Below are 15,245 nucleotides of genomic sequence, written 5' to 3'. Positions count from 1 at the left end.
GTTTGTCAGCCATAGTCAAATCCAACAGACTACAGCGGTCTGCCGGGCCCGGACACTCCCTTGACCTGCTATTATGGAAGATAATTGATGATGAAAAAATTCCTTTGCTGCGCCCTGCTGCTCAGCACATCCTGCTCTGTACTCGCCGCGCCGATGTCGGAAAAACAGCTGGCTGACGTGGTAGAACGCAACGTTACGCCCCTGATGAAAGCGCAGGGTATTCCAGGCATGGCGGTGGCCGTGATTTATCAGGGCCAGCCACACTACTTTACCTTTGGAAAGGCCGATATCGCGGCGAACAAACCCGTCACCCCGCAAACCTTGTTCGAGCTGGGCTCTATAAGTAAAACCTTCACCGGCGTGCTGGGGGGCGATGCTATTGCCCGCGGCGAAATTTCGCTGGGTGATCCGGTAACCAAATATTGGCCTGATCTGACCGGCAAGCAGTGGCAAGGGATTCGCATGCTGGATCTGGCAACCTACACCGCCGGTGGCCTGCCTTTACAGGTGCCCGATGAGGTCACAGATAACGCATCCCTGCTGCGCTTCTATCAAAACTGGCAGCCTCAGTGGAAGCCGGGCACAACGCGTCTTTACGCCAACTCCAGCATCGGTCTTTTTGGCGCGCTGGCGGTCAAACCTTCCGGCATGAGCTATGAGCAGGCCATGACGACGCGGGTCTTTAAGCCGCTCAAGCTGGATCATACCTGGATTAACGTCCCGAAAGCGGAGGAGACGCATTACGCCTGGGGATATCGTGACGGTAAAGCGGTCCACGTTTCACCGGGCATGCTGGACGCAGAGGCATATGGCGTGAAAACCAACGTGCAGGATATGGCGAGCTGGGTGATGGCCAATATGGCCCCTGACGCGCTGCAGGATACGTCCCTGAAGCAAGGCATTACGCTGGCGCAGTCTCGCTACTGGCGCGTGGGTGCCATGTATCAGGGGTTAGGTTGGGAGATGCTTAACTGGCCGGTCGATGCCAAAACCGTCGTCGGAGGCAGTGATAACAAGGTGGCACTGGCACCGTTGCCTGCGAGAGAAGTGAGTCCACCCGTTCCCCCGGTTAAGGCCTCATGGGTGCACAAAACGGGCTCAACCGGCGGGTTTGGCAGCTACGTGGCCTTTATTCCTGAAAAGCAGCTCGGCATTGTGATGCTGGCGAATAAAAGCTATCCGAACCCGGCGCGAGTTGAGGCGGCATACCGTATCCTCGACGCGCTGCAGTAAAACATTGCCGGGTAGCGCTGCGCTTACCCGGCGAAACACACCGCACAAAAACCACATTTTCCTTGCCGTCATCTACACTTAACAAAAAACAGTAAGGAAACTCCTATGCGCATTTTGCCTGTTATCGCCGCGGTGACAGCCGCGTTTTTAGTGGTGGCCTGCAGTTCCCCTACCCCACCTCCTGGCGTTACCGTCGTCACGCCTTTTGATGCACAACGCTTCCTCGGAACATGGTATGAAATCGCGCGCCTCGACCATCGGTTTGAGCAGGGCTTAGAGAAGGTTACTGCTAATTACAGCCCAATGGATGATGGCGGTATTCAGTGATCAACCGGGGCTATAATCGATCGGGAGATGTGGCAGCAGTCGGTCGGGAAAGCCTACTTCACTGGCGACCCGCGACGGGCCGCGCTCAAAGTCTCTTTCTTCGGCCCGTTTTATGGCGGCTATAACGTAATAGCACTCGACAGAGAGTACCGTCACGCGCTGGTCTGCGGGCCGGATCGCGACTATCTGTGGATACTTTCCCGCACGCCAACTATTTCGTCAGAAATGAAACAGCAGATGCTGGACGTCGCGACCCGACAGGGGTTTGATGTGTCGAAACTCATCTGGGTAAAACAGCCCCGTTAATGGGTACTGAGCTTCAGCCCAATGATACCGGCAACAATCAGAGCGAGGCTGGCAATGCGCGCCAGGCTCGCTGACTCACCCAGCAGCAGAATGCCGGTAATCGCCGCGCCTACGGCACCGATCCCCGTCCAGACGGCATAGGCCGTTCCCACGGGCAGAGAACGCATTGCCCACGATAGCAGAACAATGCTCACGATCATCGCCGTAACGGTAATAACGCTGGGCGTCAGGCGGGTAAATCCGTGGGTGTACTTGAGACCAATCGCCCATACCACTTCGAGCAGACCAGCAATAAAGAGAATAATCCAGGACATCTCGGGCTCCTTAACTTAAAAACAGTTGGGGCCGTCCCCGATGAAGGAAGCGCTTACGGGTCGTCCCGCAAGGCAGATAACACCCCATATTTTGGTTAGCGTGCGATTTTTTTTCAATCATTTTCTGATGAACGCGTTAAGCCCAGAAATAGCCGCAGTATGGCACGGAGTTCAGGCATTTACAGCTCATCGGACTTCTCTATGATGATGTGCTTTCTGATGGCAGGAAGCCAAACAACTAGCCGACTGCGAATAAAATATGTTCAAGATTCTTTTGATTGACCGTTGTCACTTCACCCGCACCGGGTTTGAAGCATGGCTCAATCATTCCGGTTTGTTCCCGGGGCACTACGTTGTGACCGGGCTGAACAATCTATTCCTCGCCAGGGAGCACATTCTGCAATGGAAACCTGAGCTGGTCATCGCTGACCTGCATGGTTTCAGGCAGGATATTCACCATTTCCAGCAACTCTCTTCCTTGCTGAACGCCAGCGAAAAATTACCTTTTATTATGCTGCAATCGGGAGAGGACAAGGACCTGGCGACCTGGCTCGGGAACTTCCCGGTCTGGTCTTCGCTAATGAAAAATGCCCCTCTTGAGGAAATCGCGACGGTTATCAATGACGCGTTAATTTCGCGCGCAAGCACGTACCGCCCGACGGTGGCCGCCCCCTTGCTGACACGACAGGAGGAGAAAGTGTTGACGTTATGGATGGACGGCGCGAGCAACCAAAAGATAGCCGCTCACCTGAGCATTAACGGAAAAACGGTTTATACCTATAAACGCAATATCCGCATGAAGCTGCATATGGATACACGCTTTTCACCGTTTTTGTCCCTGCAGGAAGCAGAGAATTGACGGTACGGTGAAACTCACATGCCGTACCGTCCATGCTTCATTAGTTCTGAGCTTTAGTTGCTGCACCAGAAATCGCGTTACCACCGTCGGAGATATCTTCCCCTACGCCGCGGGTGGTATTACATGCAGTCAACACGGAGGAAAGCACGAGGACAGAAAAGATCGCTGCAATTGTTTTCTTAACCATAATATCTTCCTTTTATAGCCAAAGTTGTTTTGTGTATAGCAACTTAAGAATAGACAAGATCCCGCCGATTGACGGAAAAGGAAGCAATTTTAGGAAAATTAGACGGACTTAGCTGGCTGCGTGAGAAATGATATGACCGAGGTCCTGGATATCTTCCCCCATGCCACGGGCGGTGTTACAGCCGGAAAGCAGTACGCTGGAGAGCGCTAACAGAAGCAGAATTTTAACGGTACGTTTCATCATCCCTGCCTGCAAAAATCAGGCGCAGCGGGCGCTGCGCCTTGAATCATGACGTAAATTACTTCACGCGAGATACGTATTCGCCGGAGCGAGTATCCACTTTGATCACTTCACCGATCTGTACGAACAGCGGTACTTTCACCACAGCGCCGGTGGAGAGCGTTGCTGGCTTGCCGCCAGTACCCGCGGTGTCACCTTTCAGACCTGGATCGGTTTCAACGATTTCCAGCTCAACAAAGTTTGGTGGGGTAACGGCGATAGGCTGGCCGTTCCACAGGGTCACGATGCACTCAGCCTGATCCAGCAGCCACTTCGCGTTATCGCCAATCGCTTTCGCGTCAGCAGACAGCTGCTCGAAGGTTTCGTTGTTCATGAAGTGCCAGAACTCACCGTCGTTGTACAGGTAAGTCAGGTTCATATCGACAACATCAGCGCCTTCAGCGGAGTCAGTAGATTTGAAGGTTTTCTCAACACGGGTGCCGGTCAGCAGGCGGCGCAGCTTAACGCGTGCGAATGCCTGGCCTTTACCTGGTTTAACGAATTCGCTGGCTTCAACCGCGTACGGTTCGCCGTCCATCATGATTTTAAGACCAGCACGAAAATCGTTGCTATAGTACGTTGCCATAAGGCCCTCTAAATTTGTTAACTGGTAGCTAAGCCACAAAATGGCGCATATTGTAACCCTAAACACCCCATCCAGAGAAGATTGGTTATCGCAACTTGCCGATGTAATCACCAGTCCTGATGAACTGCTGCGTCTTTTAGACCTCGATCAGCACCCGGAGTTGCTTGCTGGCCGTGAGGCAAAGCGACTTTTCGCCCTGCGTGTTCCCCGCGCGTTTGTTGCGCGCATGGAAAAAGGCAACCCTGACGATCCTTTATTAAAACAAACCCTTACGTCGCAGGATGAGTTTATTACAGCGCCGGGCTACAGCACCGATCCGCTGGAAGAGCAAAACAGCGTGGTGCCGGGTTTACTGCACAAATATCTCAATCGCGCCCTGCTGCTGGTAAAAGGCGGCTGTGCGGTAAATTGTCGTTACTGCTTCCGTCGGCACTTCCCGTATGCCGAAAACCAGGGAAATAAGCGCAACTGGCAGGTTGCGCTGGACTATATCGCCGCCCATCCAGAGCTGGATGAGATTATTTTTTCCGGCGGTGACCCGCTGATGGCAAAAGATCATGAACTGGACTGGCTTTTGACGCAGCTTGAAGCCATCCCGCACATCAAACGTCTGCGCATTCACAGCCGTTTACCGATCGTCATCCCGGCGCGTATTACCGACGCCCTGGTCACGCGCCTGGAGCAGTCACGTCTACAGGTGCTGCTGGTAAACCATATCAACCACGCGAATGAAATTGACGCGGACTTTCGCGCGGCGATGGCGCGGCTGCGAAAAGCGGGCGTGACGCTGCTCAACCAGAGCGTATTGTTGCGCGGCGTGAACGACAGCGCCCGGGTGCTGGCCGATCTCAGCAATGCCTTGTTTGACGCAGGCGTGATGCCCTATTACCTGCACGTGCTGGATCGCGTGCAGGGCGCGGCGCATTTCATGGTGACGGATGAGGAAGCCCGACAAATTATGCGCGAGCTGTTAACGCTGGTTTCAGGTTATATGGTGCCGAAGCTGGCACGCGAGATTGGCGGAGAGCCGAGTAAGACGCCGCTGGATTTGCAACTGCGGCAGCGCTAAAAGGCAGGTGGCGCTACGCTTACCTGCCCTACGAGGTGGGGCGCAGCGCCATCAGCAAGTTAACTCAGTTCGGGCACTTATAGACCTGGCCGCTCATCTGGCTGGCCGTTGGCACGAAGCTGGAGAGCATTCCTTGCGTCGGGCTGCTCACGCCGTAAATCACGTTCCCCCCCATTGCAGCAGCCTGGTTACGCAGGGCATTCGCCGCGCCGCGCATAGAGCCACCTTCTTCACCGTGCTGACCCGACATCCAGTTACTTTGTTCACCGGTGGCCGTGCCTAACAGCTGGCATTCGCTGCCTGGCTTATCTTCCACAAAGCGAACGCCCTGGCCCGCTGCCGACAGTTCATTGCTGGAGCTACAACCCGCCAGCAGCAACGCTGCTCCTACGATCCCTGCACAGACTTTTACGCGCATGTTATTCCTCGTTTTCAATAAGCTGGACAGTAATTGTCCGTGTGTAAATCTTATACCTAAAAGATGACTAAAAGAAAAATCCCCGCGCATTTCTGCGAGCCGGATTCCGTACATCACTCCTCCGACATCTTAAATGAATTCTGATAATGCCCTTTGGGATATCGTGTTTTAGCCCTCGATCGTTTTTAGTGTTGCGACGTACAACTTTTGTACGCGATTAAAACAGGGGGTTTCATGAGTGCATCATCCTCAGGAGAGGAAAAGGTAACATGGGTGGGCTATCTGGCGTTTGTGCTCACCATCGTATTTTTCTCAGGCTTTTTCGCCAAAAGTACCGAATGGTGGCGCGTGCTGGATTTTACCGTCCTAAACGGCAGCTTCGGTCCGGTGAACGGCGCGCTAACGTTTCGCGGTGAGGGCGGCACGGGGGCGAAAGACGGTTTCTTATTTGCCCTTGAACTGGCGCCTTCGGTCATTTTATCGCTCGGGATCATTGCCGTCACCGAGGGGCTGGGCGGGCTGCGTGCCGCGCAACAGCTGATGACGCCCATTTTGCGCCCACTGCTTGGCGTACCGGGCGTCTGCTCTCTGGCCCTCATCGCCAACCTGCAAAATACCGATGCCGCAGCAGGGATGACCAAAGAGTTGACCGACGAAGGGGCTATTACCGATCGCGAGCGCGCCATTTTCGCCACCTTCCAGACCAGCGGTAGCGCCATCATTACCAACTATTTTTCTTCCGGCGCCGCACTCTTCACGTTTATTACCGTCCCGGTAATCACGCCGCTGGCCGTCATACTGATGTTTAAATTTGTTGGCGCGAACCTCCTGCGTCTGTGGATCGCTCGCATGGAAGATCGTCGTATTCAGGAGGAAAAAAATGATCGCCCAGCCGCGTAAAAATATCATGGACATGTTTATCGATGGCGCCCGCCGAGGCTTTACCATCGCCACCACCAGCCTGCTGCCGAACGTGGTTATGGCGTTTGTCATCATTCAGGCGCTCAAGGTGACCGGCCTGCTGGATATTGTTGGCAATATTTGCGAGCCAATTATGGCCCTGTGGGGGCTTCCGGGCGCGGCGGCAACGGTCCTGCTGGCCTCGGTGATGAGTATGGGCGGCGGCGTGGGGGTTTGCGCCAGCCTGGTGGCTGCCGGCACGCTCAACGGCCACGATGCCACCGTTCTGCTGCCCGCCATCTATCTGATGGGCAATCCGGTGCAAAACACCGGCCGCTGCCTGGGCACCGCAGGCGTTAACCCGAAGTATTATCCACACATCATTACCGTCTGCGTCATTAACGCCCTGCTCTCAATGTGGGTAATGCAGCTACTCTTCTGAGGAGATAAAAATGGATTTTTCAGTGCTGGAACCCCATCTTTTCCGCAATGTGCACCTTTACGCGCCGGAGGACCGGGGACGTTGCGATCTGCTGATCGCCGGGGGAAAAATCGTCGCGATTGAAAAAACGGATCGCGCAACAATGCGGCTTAACTGTCCTGAAACCGACCTCGCCGGGGCGGTGGTTTGCCCGGGCTTTATCGATCAGCACGTACACCTGATCGGCGGCGGCGGTGAAGCCGGTCCGCACACCCGGACGCCGGAGGTACGGTTGTCCGCGCTGGTGGCGGCGGGCATCACCTCCGTTGTTGGCCTGCTGGGTACCGACGGCGTGACCCGCCATCCCGAATCGCTGCTGGCAAAAACGCGGGCGCTTGAGCATGAAGGGATCAGCGCGTGGATGCTGACAGGCGCGTATGGGCTGCCTTCTCCGACGATTACCGGCAGCATCGAAAAGGATGTGGCGCTGATTGATAAAATCATCGGCGTGAAATGCGCGATTTCCGACCATCGCTCTTCCGCACCAGCGGATGACCAGCTCGCGAATATGGCCGCCCAGTCGCGCGTCGGCGGGCTGCTGGGCGCCAAAGCGGGCATATCTGTGTTTCATCTCGGCAACAGCCCGAAGCTGCTGGAGCCCCTGCTTAACATCCTGAAAAACGCCGACGTGCCACGCACGAAGCTGCTGCCAACCCACGTTAACCGCGACCAGGCGCTGTTCCTCGCCGCGCTGGATTATGCCCGCGACGGGGGCTATATCGACATCACCACCAGCATCAGTGAGCCCATTGACGCCGCCACCGCCATCGCGACGGCCCGTGAAGCGCAGGTGCCGTTTAACCGGCTTACGCTCAGCTCGGATGGTAACGGCAGCCAACCGAATTTTGACGCGAACGGTAATCTGGTGGGCATTGGCGTAGCCGGGTTCGAATCTCTGCCTCAGACGCTGCAGCAACTGGTCAGCCGGTATCACCTGCCGCTGGAGGAGGCGCTTCTGCCGTTTACGCGTAACGTAGCGGAGTTTCTCGGGCTGGAGCATAAGGGGCGGCTCGCGCCCGGATGCGATGCCGATTTCCTGGTGCTGACGGATGACCTGAAGATCCGCGAGGTCTGGGCGAAAGGCCGCCAGATGGTGCGCGAAGGCGCAGCATGCGTGAAGGGAACATTTGAGTAGCGGCAATAAAAAACCCCGGACATTTCTGCCCGGGGTTCGTTCTGAGAGGTTCAGAACAACATGATTACATCATGCCGCCCATTCCACCCATGCCGCCCATACCAGCAGCACCTAAGTCAGGCGCGTCGCCTTTTGGCAGGTCGGTTACCATGCACTCGGTCGTGATCATCAGGCCAGCTACAGATGCCGCGTACTGCAGAGCAGAACGGGTTACTTTAGTTGGGTCCAGGATACCGAAGTCGATCATGTTGCCGTATTCTTCAGTTGCCGCGTTGTAACCGTAGTTACCTTCACCCGCTTTCACGTTGTTCGCAACCACAGATGGCTCTTCACCGGCGTTGGAAACGATCTGACGCAGAGGAGCTTCCATTGCGCGCAGCGCAACTTTGATACCCACGTTCTGGTCTTCGTTCTGAGCGGTCAGGCCAGCCAGCTTAGCGGCTACACGCACCAGCGCGACACCACCACCAGCCACTACGCCTTCTTCTACCGCAGCACGGGTCGCGTGCAGGGCATCGTCAACGCGTGCTTTCTTCTCTTTCATTTCAACTTCGGTCGCCGCACCAACTTTGATTACCGCAACGCCGCCAGCCAGTTTCGCTACGCGCTCCTGCAGTTTTTCACGGTCGTAATCGGAAGTGGCTTCTTCGATCTGCTTACGGATCTGACCAACACGGCCCTGAATAGCGGCTTCTTCACCCACACCGTCGATGATGGTGGTGGTGTCTTTGTTGATCACAACGCGTTTCGCCTGGCCCAGGTCTTCCAGGGTCGCTTTTTCCAGCTCCATACCGATCTCTTCGGAGATCACTGTACCACCGGTCAGGGTAGCGATATCCTGCAGCATTGCTTTACGGCGATCGCCGAAGCCAGGTGCTTTAACCGCAGCCACTTTCACGATGCCACGCATGGTGTTAACCACCAGGGTCGCCAGCGCTTCGCCTTCAACATCTTCAGCGATGATAACCAGCGGCTTGCCTGCTTTCGCAACGGCTTCCAGCACTGGCAGCATTTCGCGGATGTTGGAGATTTTCTTGTCAGCCAGCAGGATGAACGGGCTTTCCAGCTCAACAGCGCCAGTTTCTGGCTTGTTGATGAAGTATGGGGACAGGTAACCGCGGTCGAACTGCATACCTTCAACCACGTCCAGTTCGTCTTCCAGACCGGTACCGTCTTCAACGGTGATCACGCCTTCTTTACCGACTTTATCCATCGCTTCAGCGATCAGTTTACCTACGGTTTCGTCGGAGTTAGCGGAGATAGTACCAACCTGAGCAATGGCTTTAGAGTCAGAGCACGGTACGGACAGCGCTTTCAGTTCTTCAACAGCGGATGCGACAGCTTTGTCGATACCACGTTTCAGATCCATTGGGTTCATGCCCGCAGCAACGGCTTTCAGGCCTTCAGTGATGATAGCCTGCGCCAGTACGGTCGCGGTGGTGGTACCGTCGCCTGCAGCGTCGTTCGCTTTAGAGGCAACTTCTTTCACCATCTGCGCGCCCATGTTTTCGAACTTGTCTTCCAGCTCGATTTCACGTGCAACGGAAACACCATCTTTTGTGATGGTTGGCGCGCCGAAGGATTTATCCAGCACTACGTTACGGCCTTTCGGGCCCAGGGTCACTTTAACTGCATCTGCCAGTACGTTTACGCCGCGGAGCATTTTTACACGAGCGTCGTTACCGAATTTTACGTCTTTAGCTGCCATGTTCTTATTTCCTCAAATTCTCGTGCGTAAATTACGCTTCAACAATTGCCAGAATGTCGCTCTCGGACATGATCAACACTTCTTCATTGTCGATCTTCTCGGATTTCACGCCGTAGCCATCGTTGAAAATTACGATGTCACCAACTTTAACGTCCAGCGGCTGCACAGTTCCGTTTTCCAGGATGCGGCCCTTACCGACAGCGATGATTTCGCCACGCGTTGATTTGGCTGCTGCAGAACCGGTCAGAACGATGCCGCCAGCAGACTTGGTTTCAACTTCTTTACGTTTGACGATCACACGATCATGTAACGGACGAATACTCATTGATAGCTCTCCTTTGAGAAAGTCATTATCAGTTATGGATGACGCCGGCCCGCATGCGGTTTTCCGACTAGTGCCCTGAGAGATGGGGATAGCTTTTTACCCCTTCAAGGGGGAATCGAAAAAAAATTTGCGAAAGTGTTACCATCCACTCTCTTTTGATGGTGGCAGGGCAAGGTAAATGAGTGGACTCAGGCAGGAGCTGGGGCTGGCGCAGGGCGTTGGCCTGCTTTCAACCTCCTTGTTAGGTACCGGCGTGTTTGCCGTACCGGCACTGGCGGCGCTGGTCGCCGGAAATAACAGTCTTTGGGCATGGCCGGTGCTGATCCTGCTGGTGTTCCCGGTGGCGATTGTGTTTGCCATACTCGGGCGGCACTTCCCCAGCGCGGGCGGCGTGGCGCATTTTGTCGGCATGGCGTTTGGTCCGCGCATGGAGCGCGTAACCGGCTGGCTGTTTTTGTCGGTAATACCCGTTGGCCTTCCGGCAGCCCTGCATATCGCCACCGGCTTTGGACAGGCGCTGTTTGGCTGGCACGACGAACAACTGCTGCTGGCTGAACTGGGTACGCTGGCGATCGTCTGGTGGGTGGGCTCGCGCGGAGCCAGTTCAAGCGCGAATCTGCAAACGCTGGTTGCAGCGTTGATCGTCGTGCTGATCGTCGCCATCTGGTTTGCGGGTAACATTACCGTAGCAGATATCCCCTTCCCTGCGATAAACGATATCGACCATTCACAGCTTTTCGCTGCGTTATCCGTCATGTTCTGGTGTTTTGTTGGCCTTGAAGCGTTCGCTCACCTGGCATCCGAGTTTAAACAGCCCGAGCGTGATTTTCCCCGCGCTCTGATGATTGGTTTACTGCTGGCGGGCACCGTATATTGGGCCTGTACCGTGCTGGTGCTGCACTTCAACGCGTTCGGCGAAGATAAAGCCGCCGCCGCATCGCTACCGGGTATCGTGGTTAAACTTTTCGGCGTGAAGGCGCTATGGGTGGCCTGTGTGATTGGCTATCTCGCATGCTTTGCCAGCCTCAACATTTATATCCAGAGCTTCGCCCGTCTGGTGTGGTCACAGGCGCGCTACAAACCTGAGAGCCGCCTCGCGCGGTTGTCTAAACGTCAACTCCCGATGAATGCGCTGAATGCCGTGCTCGGCTGCTGCGTCCTGAGCTCGCTGGGTATTTATCTTCTCGACATCAACCTCGATGCTCTAATTATCTACGCCAACGGTATTTTCATCATGATCTACCTGCTGTGCATGCTGGCGGGCTGTCGTCTGCTGAAAGGTCGCTATAAAGCCCTGGCGGTCGTCGGGGGCGTGCTGTGCCTGCTGTTGCTGGCGATGGTGGGATGGAAGAGTGTGTACGCCATCGTCATGCTGGCGGGGCTGTGGGCGTTTTTACCGAAGCGGAAAAATCCGTAGGCCCGGTAAGCGAAGCCACCGGGCAAAAAAATTATCGATCGTCTTTATGGTCTAAACGATCGCGCTGTTCATCCTTGCGCTGATACTCCCCTTCGAAGGTATCCCCTGGCCCTGTGCTGAACCCGCCGCCCGGCATGCGCCTGAAGCGCAGGTGCGGCAGCAGCTTCATGGTCAGGTGCTTCTGCACCGGCGGCAACAGCAACAGCAGGCCGAGGAAGTCGGTGAAGAACCCCGGCAGGATCAGCAGCAGGCCAGCAATAATCAGCGACACGCTTTTGATCATCTCTTCAGCCGGGCTTTCGCCTGCGGCCATCTTCTGCTGCATTATCAGGAAATTTTTGAAACCCTGATTACGCACCAGCGACATGCCGATGACGGAGGTGAAGATCACCAGAATCAGCGTCAGCAGGACGCCCAGCACGTGAGCTACCTGAATGAAAATAGAAATCTCAATGTAAACATAGAGAAAGAAAGCAATAAACGGTATCCAGCGCACTGGCATCTCCTGTATGGCAGGTGCCATCTGGCCCCTGTCTGAATGTGTTCGCGTCACGCGTCTGTAAGAGATGGAGACGGTTAGCCAAAATTCAATCGGTTTGCACGGATATTTTTTTCGGAAATATTAAAGCGGTGACACATTTCACAGATTAATAATTATCATGGAATCGGGTCGATAATAAGTGATCCAGCTTACGGCAATTCGCTATCATCAGCATATGATCTCGAACATCTGGCCGATTGAGGGAATAATCGTCGGTCAGAAAATATTCAAAACCACATATATGTTGTGTGTTTAGTACAATCCATCGGCAGCTTGAAAAGAAGGTTCACATGTTAAACAACATTCGTATCGAAGAAGACTTGTTGGGTACCAGGGAAGTTCCAGCGGATGCCTACTATGGTGTTCACACTCTGAGAGCGATTGAAAACTTCTACATCAGCAACAGCAAAATCAGCGATATCCCTGAGTTTGTCCGTGGCATGGTGATGGTGAAGAAAGCCGCAGCGCTGGCGAACAAAGAGCTGCAAACCATTCCTAAAAGCGCGGCAAATGCGATTATCGCTGCCTGCGATGAAGTGCTGAACAACGGCAAATGCATGGACCAGTTCCCGGTTGACGTCTATCAGGGCGGCGCGGGTACCTCCGTCAACATGAATACCAACGAAGTACTGGCAAACATCGGCCTTGAGCTGATGGGCCACCAGAAAGGTGAATACCAGTACCTCAACCCGAACGACCACGTTAACAAATGCCAGTCCACCAACGACGCCTACCCAACCGGCTTCCGTATCGCGGTGTATGCCTCCGTGGTCAAACTGGTCGACGCGATCAACCAGCTGGGCGATGGCTTCCAGCGTAAGGCCGTTGAGTTCCAGGACATTCTGAAAATGGGCCGTACCCAGCTGCAGGACGCGGTGCCAATGACCCTCGGTCAGGAATTCCACGCGTTTAACGTGCTGCTTAACGAAGAGACCAAAAACCTGCTGCGCACCTCCGAGCTGCTGCTGGAAGTGAACCTGGGCGCCACCGCCATCGGTACGCGTCTGAACACCCCGGATGGCTATCAGCAGCTGGCAGTTCAGAAGCTGGCGGAAGTGTCTAACCTGCCTGTGGTGCCTGCGGAAGACCTGATTGAAGCCACATCCGACTGCGGCGCGTACGTAATGGTACACAGCGCCCTGAAACGTCTGGCGGTGAAACTGTCCAAAATCTGTAATGACCTGCGCCTGCTCTCCTCCGGCCCGCGCGCTGGCCTGAACGAAATCAACCTGCCAGAGTTGCAGGCGGGTTCTTCCATTATGCCAGCCAAAGTTAACCCGGTAGTGCCAGAAGTGGTGAACCAGGTTTGCTTCAAGGTGATTGGTAACGACACTACCGTGACCATGGCCTCCGAAGCCGGTCAGCTGCAGCTGAACGTGATGGAGCCGGTGATTGGCCAGGCGATGTTTGAATCCATTCACATCCTGACTAACGCCTGCTACAACCTGCTGGAAAAATGCATTAACGGCATCACCGCGAATAAAGAAGTCTGTGAAGGCTATGTTTATAACTCCATCGGGATCGTTACTTACCTCAATCCGTTCATCGGCCACCACAACGGTGACATCGTTGGTAAGATTTGCGCCGAAACCGGTAAGAGCGTGCGTGAAGTCGTGCTGGAGCGTGGACTGTTGACCGAAGCCGAGCTGGACGATATCTTCTCGGCCCAGAACCTGATGCATCCGGCATATAAAGCGAAACGATATACCGATGAAAGCGAACAGTAACAGTTCAGGCTAGGCTTCCGAAAGGCACGTCACTTGTGACGTGCCTTTTTTCTTTTTAGGCGTTACCTAAATACAACAATTCAATATCAACTTGTTAATAAGCAAGGCAGGTCTTTATGTTTGGAGCAGAACTCGTCATCGTCCTGTTGGCGATTTATTTGGGCGCGCGGCTCGGGGGTATCGGCATTGGTTTTGCCGGCGGTCTCGGGGTGCTCGTACTTACCCTTATCTTTCAGATTAAACCCGGCGCAATCCCTTTTGACGTTATCGAAATCATCATGGCGGTTATTGCCGCTATTGCGGCCATGCAGGTGGCAGGCGGTATGGACTACCTGGTGAGCCTGGCGGAGCGCATGCTGCGCCGCCATCCGAAATACATCACCTTCCTTGCCCCGCTGGTGACCTGGTTTATGACCATTCTCGCGGGAACCGGCCACACGGCGTTCTCCACGCTGCCGGTGATCACCGAGGTGGCAAAAGAACAGGGGATTCGCCCGTCTCGTCCACTTTCTATTGCCGTGGTGGCGTCGCAGATTGCGATCACCGCGTCGCCAATCTCAGCCGCCGTGGTCTTCTTCGCGGGTATCCTTGAGCCGATGGGCGTGAGCTACCTGACGCTGCTGGCGATCTGTATTCCAGTCACGCTGATTGCGGTGATGATTACCGCCGTGCTGTGTAACTTCCTGGGTGCCGAGCTGAAAGACGATCCGGTTTACCAGGAGCGTCTGGCAAAAGGTGAAGTGAGCCTGCGCGGTAGCCAGGTCTTCGAGCTGAAGCCGCACGCGAAACGCTCCGTGCTGCTGTTCCTGATCGGTATCGTCGCCGTGATGTTCTACGCGACCGCCATCAGCGACACCGTGGGGCTGATCCAAAACCCGGTGCTGCCGCGTAACGAAGCGATTGTGGTATTCATGCTGACCATCGCCACGCTGATTAGCATCACCTGTAAAATCGACACCAGCGAAGTGCTGAACGCCAGCACCTTCAAATCCGGTATGAGCGCCTGCGTGTGCGTACTGGGCGTGGCGTGGCTCGGTGACACCTTCGTGAAAGCACACATCAGCGATATCCAGACCGTTGCCGGCGACCTGCTGCACAACTACCCGTGGCTGCTGGCGGTGGTACTGTTCTTTGCCGCGACGCTGCTTTACTCTCAGGCTGCCACCACCAAAGCGCTGATGCCTGCGGCACTGATGCTGGGCGTGACGCCGCTGACGGCGATTGCCTCTTTTGCGGCCGTTTCCGCCCTGTTCGTGCTACCAACCTACCCAACCCTGCTGGCCGCGGTTGAGATGGACGATACCGGCTCAACCCGCATCGGTAAGTACGTGTTTAACCACGCGTTCCTGATCCCGGGCGTGGTGGCGATTACGCTTTGCGTCGTCCTCGGCTTTATCATTGGCGGCATTGTGCTGTAAACGGTTAGCCGCTGT

General features: G+C 55.1%; 17 protein-coding genes and 1 pseudogene. 10 read left to right on the top strand and 8 right to left on the bottom strand.

What is annotated here, in order from left to right; translation table 11 throughout:
* The first annotated feature begins 87 nt into the window (after positions 1-87).
* A complete protein-coding gene (locus DG357_RS02010; protein ID WP_060573544.1) occupies positions 88-1,233 on the top strand; it encodes a cephalosporin-hydrolyzing class C beta-lactamase ACT-77 in 1,146 nt (381 codons plus the stop codon).
* A gap of 105 nt (positions 1,234-1,338) precedes the next feature.
* Positions 1,339-1,866 (top strand): annotated as a pseudogene (locus DG357_RS02005) (lipocalin family protein).
* Here DG357_RS02005 and sugE read toward each other — a convergent pair.
* Positions 1,863-2,180 (bottom strand): quaternary ammonium compound efflux SMR transporter SugE, encoded by a 318-nt coding sequence (sugE, locus tag DG357_RS02000; RefSeq protein WP_006178944.1) that lies wholly within the window; start codon positions 2,178-2,180, stop codon positions 1,863-1,865. The pseudogene DG357_RS02005 and the gene sugE overlap by 4 nt on opposite strands.
* A 259-nt stretch (positions 2,181-2,439) precedes the next feature.
* Between sugE and DG357_RS01995 the strand changes: the two genes are divergently transcribed.
* Positions 2,440-3,039 carry a helix-turn-helix transcriptional regulator gene (locus DG357_RS01995; protein WP_041911497.1) on the top strand — a complete coding sequence of 200 codons (600 nt, stop codon included), beginning with the start codon at positions 2,440-2,442 and terminating at the stop codon, positions 3,037-3,039.
* A 40-nt stretch (positions 3,040-3,079) separates the two neighbouring features.
* Here DG357_RS01995 and ecnB read toward each other — a convergent pair whose 3' ends face one another.
* The 3 genes from ecnB to efp all read right to left on the bottom strand — a co-directional run bounded on the left by ecnB (position 3,080) and on the right by efp (position 4,091).
* Positions 3,080-3,226: a lipoprotein toxin entericidin B gene (ecnB, locus tag DG357_RS01990; RefSeq protein WP_003855942.1), complete on the bottom strand. Its 147-nt coding sequence runs from the start codon at positions 3,224-3,226 to the stop codon at positions 3,080-3,082.
* 108 nt (positions 3,227-3,334) lie between these two features.
* A complete protein-coding gene (locus DG357_RS01985) occupies positions 3,335-3,466 on the bottom strand; it encodes an entericidin A/B family lipoprotein (RefSeq protein ID WP_028015234.1) in 132 nt (43 codons plus the stop codon).
* A 58-nt stretch (positions 3,467-3,524) separates the two neighbouring features.
* Positions 3,525-4,091, bottom strand: a complete 567-nt coding sequence (gene efp, locus DG357_RS01980) for an elongation factor P (RefSeq protein ID WP_003855940.1) — start codon at positions 4,089-4,091, stop codon at positions 3,525-3,527.
* Positions 4,092-4,131: 40 nt separating this feature from the next.
* On the opposite strand from efp, the gene epmB reads away from it, so the two are divergent.
* Positions 4,132-5,160: an EF-P beta-lysylation protein EpmB gene (gene epmB / locus DG357_RS01975; RefSeq protein WP_063154929.1), complete on the top strand. Its 1,029-nt coding sequence runs from the start codon at positions 4,132-4,134 to the stop codon at positions 5,158-5,160.
* 64 nt (positions 5,161-5,224) lie between these two features.
* Here epmB and DG357_RS01970 read toward each other — a convergent pair whose 3' ends face one another.
* The gene (locus DG357_RS01970) at positions 5,225-5,578 is read right to left on the bottom strand and encodes a DUF4156 domain-containing protein (RefSeq protein ID WP_014882205.1); all 354 of its coding nucleotides are present in this window, start codon (positions 5,576-5,578) and stop codon (positions 5,225-5,227) included.
* Between the two features lie 234 nt (positions 5,579-5,812).
* Here DG357_RS01970 and DG357_RS01965 point away from each other — a divergent pair, with 234 nt between their 5' ends.
* From DG357_RS01965 to iadA, 3 genes are read left to right on the top strand one after another with little or no spacing between them, the layout of a single operon-like run.
* Positions 5,813-6,478 (top strand): nucleoside recognition domain-containing protein, encoded by a 666-nt coding sequence (locus DG357_RS01965; RefSeq protein ID WP_088204405.1) that lies wholly within the window; start codon positions 5,813-5,815, stop codon positions 6,476-6,478.
* A complete protein-coding gene (locus DG357_RS01960) occupies positions 6,459-6,920 on the top strand; it encodes a YjiG family protein (protein ID WP_028015231.1) in 462 nt (153 codons plus the stop codon). Before DG357_RS01965 ends, DG357_RS01960 begins: the two co-directional genes overlap by 20 nt.
* A gap of 10 nt (positions 6,921-6,930) precedes the next feature.
* Entirely contained in the window at positions 6,931-8,094 is a 1,164-nt protein-coding gene (gene iadA, locus DG357_RS01955; RefSeq protein ID WP_088204404.1) for a beta-aspartyl-peptidase, read from the top strand.
* Positions 8,095-8,158: 64 nt separating this feature from the next.
* Here iadA and groL read toward each other — a convergent pair whose 3' ends face one another.
* Complete coding sequence (gene groL / locus DG357_RS01950) at positions 8,159-9,802, bottom strand: chaperonin GroEL (RefSeq protein WP_023310114.1); 1,644 nt, start codon at positions 9,800-9,802, stop codon at positions 8,159-8,161.
* A 31-nt stretch (positions 9,803-9,833) separates the two neighbouring features.
* Positions 9,834-10,127 (bottom strand): co-chaperone GroES, encoded by a 294-nt coding sequence (locus DG357_RS01945; protein WP_003855929.1) that lies wholly within the window; start codon positions 10,125-10,127, stop codon positions 9,834-9,836.
* Positions 10,128-10,305: 178 nt separating this feature from the next.
* Between DG357_RS01945 and yjeH the strand changes: the two genes are divergently transcribed.
* A complete protein-coding gene (gene yjeH / locus DG357_RS01940) occupies positions 10,306-11,544 on the top strand; it encodes an L-methionine/branched-chain amino acid transporter (protein ID WP_028015229.1) in 1,239 nt (412 codons plus the stop codon).
* 31 nt (positions 11,545-11,575) lie between these two features.
* Here yjeH and DG357_RS01935 read toward each other — a convergent pair whose 3' ends face one another.
* Complete coding sequence (locus DG357_RS01935) at positions 11,576-12,040, bottom strand: FxsA family protein (protein ID WP_049138514.1); 465 nt, start codon at positions 12,038-12,040, stop codon at positions 11,576-11,578.
* A gap of 335 nt (positions 12,041-12,375) precedes the next feature.
* On the opposite strand from DG357_RS01935, the gene aspA reads away from it, so the two are divergent.
* Together aspA and DG357_RS01925 are read left to right on the top strand one after the other, a co-directional pair.
* Positions 12,376-13,812 carry an aspartate ammonia-lyase gene (gene aspA / locus DG357_RS01930; RefSeq protein WP_003855923.1) on the top strand — a complete coding sequence of 479 codons (1,437 nt, stop codon included), beginning with the start codon at positions 12,376-12,378 and terminating at the stop codon, positions 13,810-13,812.
* A 116-nt stretch (positions 13,813-13,928) separates the two neighbouring features.
* Positions 13,929-15,230 (top strand): anaerobic C4-dicarboxylate transporter, encoded by a 1,302-nt coding sequence (locus DG357_RS01925; protein ID WP_008502949.1) that lies wholly within the window; start codon positions 13,929-13,931, stop codon positions 15,228-15,230.
* Positions 15,231-15,245: the final 15 nt, after the last annotated feature.

It is taken from the genome of Enterobacter bugandensis (assembly GCF_900324475.1).
GTDB lineage: Bacteria > Pseudomonadota > Gammaproteobacteria > Enterobacterales > Enterobacteriaceae > Enterobacter > Enterobacter bugandensis.
This window is presented reverse-complemented; position numbering and strand designations above follow the sequence as displayed.